Source organism: Paenibacillus sp. S28, from assembly GCF_016624415.1.
Taxonomy (GTDB): Bacteria; Bacillota; Bacilli; order Paenibacillales; family Paenibacillaceae; genus Paenibacillus_AQ; species Paenibacillus_AQ favisporus.
Genome location: NZ_JACVTM010000031.1, coordinates 20,953 through 27,008, shown reverse-complemented (window position 1 = coordinate 27,008; position 6,056 = coordinate 20,953). Strand labels below are relative to the sequence as shown.

General features: G+C 50.8%; 8 protein-coding genes and 1 other RNA gene. 2 read left to right on the top strand and 7 right to left on the bottom strand.

Annotated features, from left to right (window positions below):
* On the top strand, positions 1–245 hold a 245-nt coding region (locus IAE55_RS34065), incomplete at its 5' end, for a hypothetical protein (RefSeq protein WP_234490041.1).
* Here the strand turns inward: IAE55_RS34065 and IAE55_RS33145 are convergent.
* The 6 genes from IAE55_RS33145 to ffs form a co-directional block, all read right to left on the bottom strand.
* Complete coding sequence (locus IAE55_RS33145) at positions 234–506, bottom strand: pro-sigmaK processing inhibitor BofA family protein (RefSeq protein WP_089549419.1); 273 nt, start codon at positions 504–506, stop codon at positions 234–236. The two genes, IAE55_RS34065 and IAE55_RS33145, sit on opposite strands and share 12 nt — an antisense overlap.
* A gap of 54 nt (positions 507–560) precedes the next feature.
* Positions 561–872, bottom strand: a complete 312-nt coding sequence (locus IAE55_RS33140) for a DUF2508 family protein (protein ID WP_076176969.1) — start codon at positions 870–872, stop codon at positions 561–563.
* Positions 873–1,058: 186 nt separating this feature from the next.
* Positions 1,059–1,658, bottom strand: coding sequence for a recombination mediator RecR (gene recR / locus IAE55_RS33135; RefSeq protein ID WP_076176968.1), 600 nt, complete (start codon positions 1,656–1,658; stop codon positions 1,059–1,061).
* 27 nt (positions 1,659–1,685) lie between these two features.
* Positions 1,686–1,997 (bottom strand): YbaB/EbfC family nucleoid-associated protein, encoded by a 312-nt coding sequence (locus IAE55_RS33130; protein WP_076176967.1) that lies wholly within the window; start codon positions 1,995–1,997, stop codon positions 1,686–1,688.
* A gap of 44 nt (positions 1,998–2,041) precedes the next feature.
* Positions 2,042–3,763: a DNA polymerase III subunit gamma/tau gene (dnaX, locus tag IAE55_RS33125; protein ID WP_105444909.1), complete on the bottom strand. Its 1,722-nt coding sequence runs from the start codon at positions 3,761–3,763 to the stop codon at positions 2,042–2,044.
* Between the two features lie 224 nt (positions 3,764–3,987).
* Positions 3,988–4,255: signal recognition particle sRNA large type (gene ffs, locus IAE55_RS33120), an RNA gene on the bottom strand.
* Positions 4,256–4,436: 181 nt separating this feature from the next.
* On the opposite strand from ffs, the gene IAE55_RS33115 reads away from it, so the two are divergent.
* The gene (locus IAE55_RS33115) at positions 4,437–5,684 is read left to right on the top strand and encodes a stalk domain-containing protein (protein WP_200634927.1); all 1,248 of its coding nucleotides are present in this window, start codon (positions 4,437–4,439) and stop codon (positions 5,682–5,684) included.
* Positions 5,685–5,849: 165 nt separating this feature from the next.
* On the opposite strand, the gene rpmE is transcribed toward IAE55_RS33115, so the two are convergent.
* Positions 5,850–6,047: a 50S ribosomal protein L31 gene (rpmE, locus tag IAE55_RS33110; protein WP_076176964.1), complete on the bottom strand. Its 198-nt coding sequence runs from the start codon at positions 6,045–6,047 to the stop codon at positions 5,850–5,852.
* Positions 6,048–6,056: the final 9 nt, after the last annotated feature.

Sequence of the window (6,056 nt, the reverse complement as noted above, 5' to 3'; positions counted from 1 at the left end):
TAAGACCATCGCGTTTATACTCACTCGTTGTTCAGTTTTCAAAGATCAAAACTTCTCTTTCAGCGCCGCTGCTTTATCTCAGCAGCAACTCTTATAATATATCATGTCACCCAGCAATTCGTCAAGCACTTTTTTTAATTTCTTTTTTCTTTCGCTTCCTGCCAGTCGGGCAGGCTTGTACCTTTTCGAAAGGGGCGAGAATTAATTTACCACAGAATACAGCCACTCGTCAACTACCCCATTAAAGTTATTTTTAAACCATAAAGAAGTGCAACGCCAGGCAGTCCCAACACCGTTACCGTTCCTATCGTTGCTGGATTAAGCGGAATGTATACTTCGGACATCAAGCCTGAGAAATTTACCAGGTAAAGTCCCAGTGCCGCCAACACCAAATGCGCTCCGAACATCGTCAACCAGCCAAATCCCAGCTTTTTCTTAAAGACGATGAACAGAAGCAGAAACAGCGAGACGCCAAGCACACCCCAAATCAACATTTTTACGGTCATGGATCGATCTCCTCCCAATCAAATCGTTATAAATACAACATTACCTCCACTAAATTAATGGGACATCGTCCGGGTGCCCATCCCTCTGGCCGCCGCCGATGCTTCCCTTGTTATCATTTGCACGCGGTTGAGGCCAATGTCTTTGGCTTGCTTCAAATGCATTTGATACTTGCGCTCCGCTGCTTCCAGCATATAAATGGCATAATCGATTTGATCTTGTCCGAGTGCCTCCTCAAACCGCAGCCTAGCGCGTTCCCATTCCGCATGAGCATTTTGGACATCGTTGTAAACGATCCACTTCTCTTCCTGTTCCTCTTTGTACTGCTGGGCAGACATTCCTGATTTATTCCTCTTGAACCAAGTCATGTCCCAGACCCCTCCCTTGTCCACGAAAGTTACGGGCGGCTAAAGTACAGGTACCTCACACCGTCTCCATTCTCATACTTATTCGGGAAAGGGACAAACTTAGAACAAAAAAAGAAGCCTCCGAAGAGGCTCCTTCTATAAGTGCACGATTCAAATGTAAATGATCACTTAACACTAAGCATAACTTCAGTTCAATTGACGCCGTCCTTCCAATGCCTTCGACAAGGTTACCTCATCTGCGTACTCCAGGTCCCCGCCTACCGGCAGACCATGCGCGATACGCGTCACAACGATTTCAAAAGGGCGTACCAGCCGCGAAATGTACATCGCCGTCGCTTCCCCTTCGATATTCGGATTCGTCGCTAAAATAAGCTCCTTGACCCGCTCATCGCTAAGCCGGGTAAGCAGTTCCTTCAGCCGAATATCATCGGGACCGATTCCCTCCATCGGAGAGATGGCTCCCTGAAGAACGTGATAATAACCGTTGAATTCCTTGGTCCGCTCCATGGCAACAAGATCTTTGGGATCCTGCACTACGCAAATGACAGACGGATCGCGCGTTTTATCCTGGCAAATCCGGCACGGATCGGTGTCTGTAATATTGCAGCATACGGAACAATAGGTGAGATTCCGCTTGACGCTGACCAGGGCCTTGGCAAAGTCAATGACGTCGTCCTCTTTCATGTTCAGCACATGAAAAGCAAGCCGGGCCGCGGTTTTCGGCCCGATGCCCGGCAGTCGCGTAAACGCATCGATCAGCTTCGAGATCGGTTCGGGATAATACAAAGCGCAGGATCTCCTTCAGCTTTAAATTTAGAACAAGCCAGGAATTTTCATTCCGCCTGTAAATTTGCCCATGTCGGCATTCGCAATTTCGTCCGCTTTACTTAGCGCATCGTTCACGGCAGTCATCACCAGATCCTGCAGCATTTCCACGTCGTCCGGATCAACAGCCTCCGGCTTAATCGTAATGGAGAGCAGTTTTTTGTGGCCGTTCATTTCCACGGTAACCACGCCGCCGCCGGATGTACCTTCGACCTTTTTGTCAGCAAGCTCTTCCTGCGCCTTGAGCATTTGCTCCTGCATTTTTTTCACTTGCTTCATCATTTGATTCATATTATTCATGGGTCATCTCTCCTTTAATTAATTGAGTGCACTTCAAGGTGCGGTTAATCTTTTATGACAACGAGGTCTTCTCCAAACATCTGGAGCGCCTCATCAATCCATGGTTTTGAATTCGGATCCTTCGATTCATGCTCGTGCTCAAGCTTCAGCTCTTCCTTGGGCTGCGCAGCCCCTTCCATCGAGGTGCTCCAATCCCGCTGCATCATGGTAACCAAATGATACGGTTTGCCGAGCACGGAGTGCAGCACGCCCTCGATCACCTGCTTATTGGCCGGCTTCTCGGTCGTTTCCCGGTGGATATTATTTTTAAAGGCAACCAGCACGGCGTCATCAGTCGCGGAAACCGGCTCGCCGTCCATAAACCAGGCATGGACCGTCACCTTCTCCTCCTTGACTCCTTGCAGAATATGAGCCCACTGGCGCTGGATCTCCATGAATTCAGGACTTCCCTTACTTGCTACAAACTGATCCATATTCGCCGGAATCTTCGCGGCCGACGACATGCGCGGGGCCGGCGGAGCTGCAGGCCTGGATGGTCCGCTATTACCAGCGGCCGGAGCCGCACCGGACTTGATGAAGCGCTCGAGCTTCTTCTCCAGAGAAGCGACCTGCTGCTTGAGCTGATTGATCACAGCCGAATCGGCCGCCGCCTCCTGAGGACGATCGCTGTCTCCCGCTTCACGGGGAATGCCGCACAGCTTGAGCAGTGCAACCTCGAACAAGGTCTGAGGCTGGGAAGCATATTTCATTTCACTCTGATAATGATTGAGCGTATCGATCATTTGGAACAGCTGCTTGCGGGAAAAGGCAGAAGCCATCTCCTTGTATTCTTCCGGATGAAGGACACGGTCCGTGAGCTTGTCTGCCTGCGGAATCATCTGGATCATCAATAAATCGCGGAAATAATACAGCAGGTTCTCCATGCATTTATCGGCGCTCTTGCCTTCCTGCATAAAACCTTCCACCAGCATGAGCACCTGGCCCACGTCACCTTCCAGAATGGCCTGTGCAAGTTTGCCGAATTGCTCCGAAGCAATCCCACCGGTCATACTCAGCACTTGTTCATAAGATACATGACCGCCGGTAAACGACGCAATCTGATCCAAGATGCTCAGCGCATCCCGCATCCCGCCGTCGGATAGCCTTGCTATATATTGAAGCGCTTCATTCTCCGCTTCAATGCCTTCTTCCTGTGAAATCTGTCTTAACCGATCCGTCTGCTCCTCCAGGGATACCCGGCGGAAATCAAAGCGTTGACACCGTGATATAATCGTCGCCGGCAGCTTGTGCGGTTCGGTCGTCGCCAAAATAAACATGACGTGCGGAGGGGGTTCCTCCAGCGTCTTCAGAAGCGCATTAAACGCCTCTGTCGTCAGCATATGCACTTCGTCAATAATATAAACCTTCTGCCTTACTTCGGTCGGTGCGTACTTCACTTTCTCGCGAAGATCGCGGATTTCTTCCACGCCGCGGTTAGAAGCAGCGTCAATTTCCTGAACGTCCATCACCGCACCCGAAGTAATTCTGCGGCAGGATTCGCATTCATTGCACGGCTCCGCTGCTGGTCCACGCTCGCAGTTCACCGCTTTGGCCAAAATTTTGGCCGCGCTGGTTTTACCGGTTCCGCGCGGGCCGCTGAACAGGTAGGCATGGGAAACCCGCTGTTCGCGGATCGCGTTCTGCAGCGTTTGAATGATATGCTGTTGTCCCACCATGTCCTGGAACGACTGAGGCCGCCAGGCACGGTACAACGCTATATGTTCCACTTCGCTTACCCTCTTTCAACTTCCACTAAGCGTGGGTTCGTTGCCTCATCATTATACTATAATCCGACGCCTTGCAAAACGTCCAACACGCATGTTTCAGCAGGGTTTTACCTGTCCGCTGCCTGTGTCTGTGACCGAAAGTCCGCCATGGGAACATCCGGAATAAATAAAAAGCATCTTTACCACCTGATGGCAAAGATGCTGAAATAATTGTCAAGTTTAAGCCGTGCACCTGTTATTGATGATTGCGATCCGAGTGGCTCCCCTGCGTAACAACTCGGGCTAGGCTATCCTCCGGCACAAGAGTGATCTTGCTTATGGCTGCTTCCTTCCGGACCTGACCAGGTTCACAAGTACTCATTGCGGAGGACCCAACCGTCAACATTGCACGCAGGGACCAAACCTCACATCGACAATACCTCTAACAGGAATTCAACCTCGCTACAGCGGATTGCGAGTTACAGGGCACCGCTACCTCCCCATCTAGCACGGTGAAAATAAGTATATCGCATGCCTGTACAAAAAGCAACCACCCGGCAGAAAGTGGATAAACGCTCAAAAATAAATCTATTATTCTCGTTCCATATTCATCTAGCAAACGTTTATTGATATAGTGGTTCTATACCACAACCAATCCTACACATACGATTTAAAAAGGAAAGGAACATCGCGCATGAATAAAGCAACCAAAACCGCATTGTGCCTGCTCATTGCAGCCACTGCCTGGAGCGGTATCGGCCAGAAGCCGGCAAGCGCCGCTGCACCCGTCAGCATCGTACTGGACGGCTATCCGCTGCCTTTCCCGGCTGCACCTAAAGTCGTTCAAGGAACTACACTTGTGCCCTTCCGGGCTATCTCCGAAGCGCTGGGCATCAGCGTGCAGTGGAATGCCTCGGCCAAGCAGATCACAGCAGTAAAGACAGACAAGGATTCCACGAAAAAGGTCGTTCTGACCGTCGGCAGCCGCAGCGCGACCGTAGACGGGACCAAAACGGCGCTGACCGTAGCTCCCCAAATGGCCGGAGGAAGTGTCCTAATTCCGCTCAGCTTCTTCAGCCAGCAGTTCGGCGCCGGCGTCAACTGGGATCAGGCCACGCATACCGTTACTATCGTGTCCCCCCAAGAAAAAATGTATACGCTGGCCTTTTACGCCATCTCGTCGTTTTCTGAGTCGAGCCTGATTCCAAGCTTCGACGCAGCCGCCTTTGGCTGGAGCCGCATTGACGACCAAGGCCGGTTCACAACGACAGGCCAGGATTTCAAATGGCCGCAAGCGGCCGGCGATGTGACGCCGGAGAGCCTCGTCAGCTCCGCTGCTGCAGCCGGCACCACCCCTTATTTGATGGTATTTTCCGGCGATACCAAACTGGAACTGACGAAGGCGACCCAGGATCCTGAGCTTCAGGCAAACCTGATTCAGCAGATGGTAGATACGGCCAAAACTAACGGATTCCAAGGCATCCTGCTGGACTTGGAAGGACTCGGGCTTACGGGGGACGCAGCGACTGTACAGGCATCCTATAATGCTTTCGTTCAAAAAGCAGCGGCCGCTACTCACGCCCAGGGCCTGAAGCTGTCGATCGCCCTGCCGCCTCTGAACGGTTCTTTTCATGGATACGATTATAAAAAGCTTGGCACGCTGGCCGATGAGCTTATCGTCATGGCTTATGCCTATACCGATGAGAAAAACCCGCAGCCTAACGACAAAGTGGATGCGGCCATCCAGCTTGCGCTCAAACAGGTGCCTGCCAGCAAACTAGTTCTCGGCGTTAACCTTGCCAGCGAAAACGAAAACACCGTGAACACCAAAATTGGCCTTGCCAAACGGTACAATCTGAAAGGTATCGCCTTATGGCGCCTCGGCTTTAATAAAACCAACGTATGGGCAAAAATCGGCCAATCGGTCGACTTGAACAATTAAGACGCGGAATCCATGCATGGTGCGTAAAAGGAAGGTTTCTTACGGAATACGGGATCGGAGTTTATTGTAATTATATTGATCTTATTAAAGAAAAAATCCCCGGTTCATCGAACCGGGGATTGTCATTTGTTAAAAATATAACGGATCTATGCTGCCAGGCAGCAATTACATTCCGTATTTCTTCTTAAATCTATCAACACGGCCGCCAGCATCCAGGAATTTCTGTTTACCAGTGAAGAACGGATGGCAGTTGGAGCAGATTTCGACGCGAAGCTCTTCTTTCACCGAACCCGTTTCGAACGTGTTGCCGCATGCGCAAGTTACCGTAGTAACGTGGTATTTTGGTTGAATTTCTGTTTTCATGACTTTCAC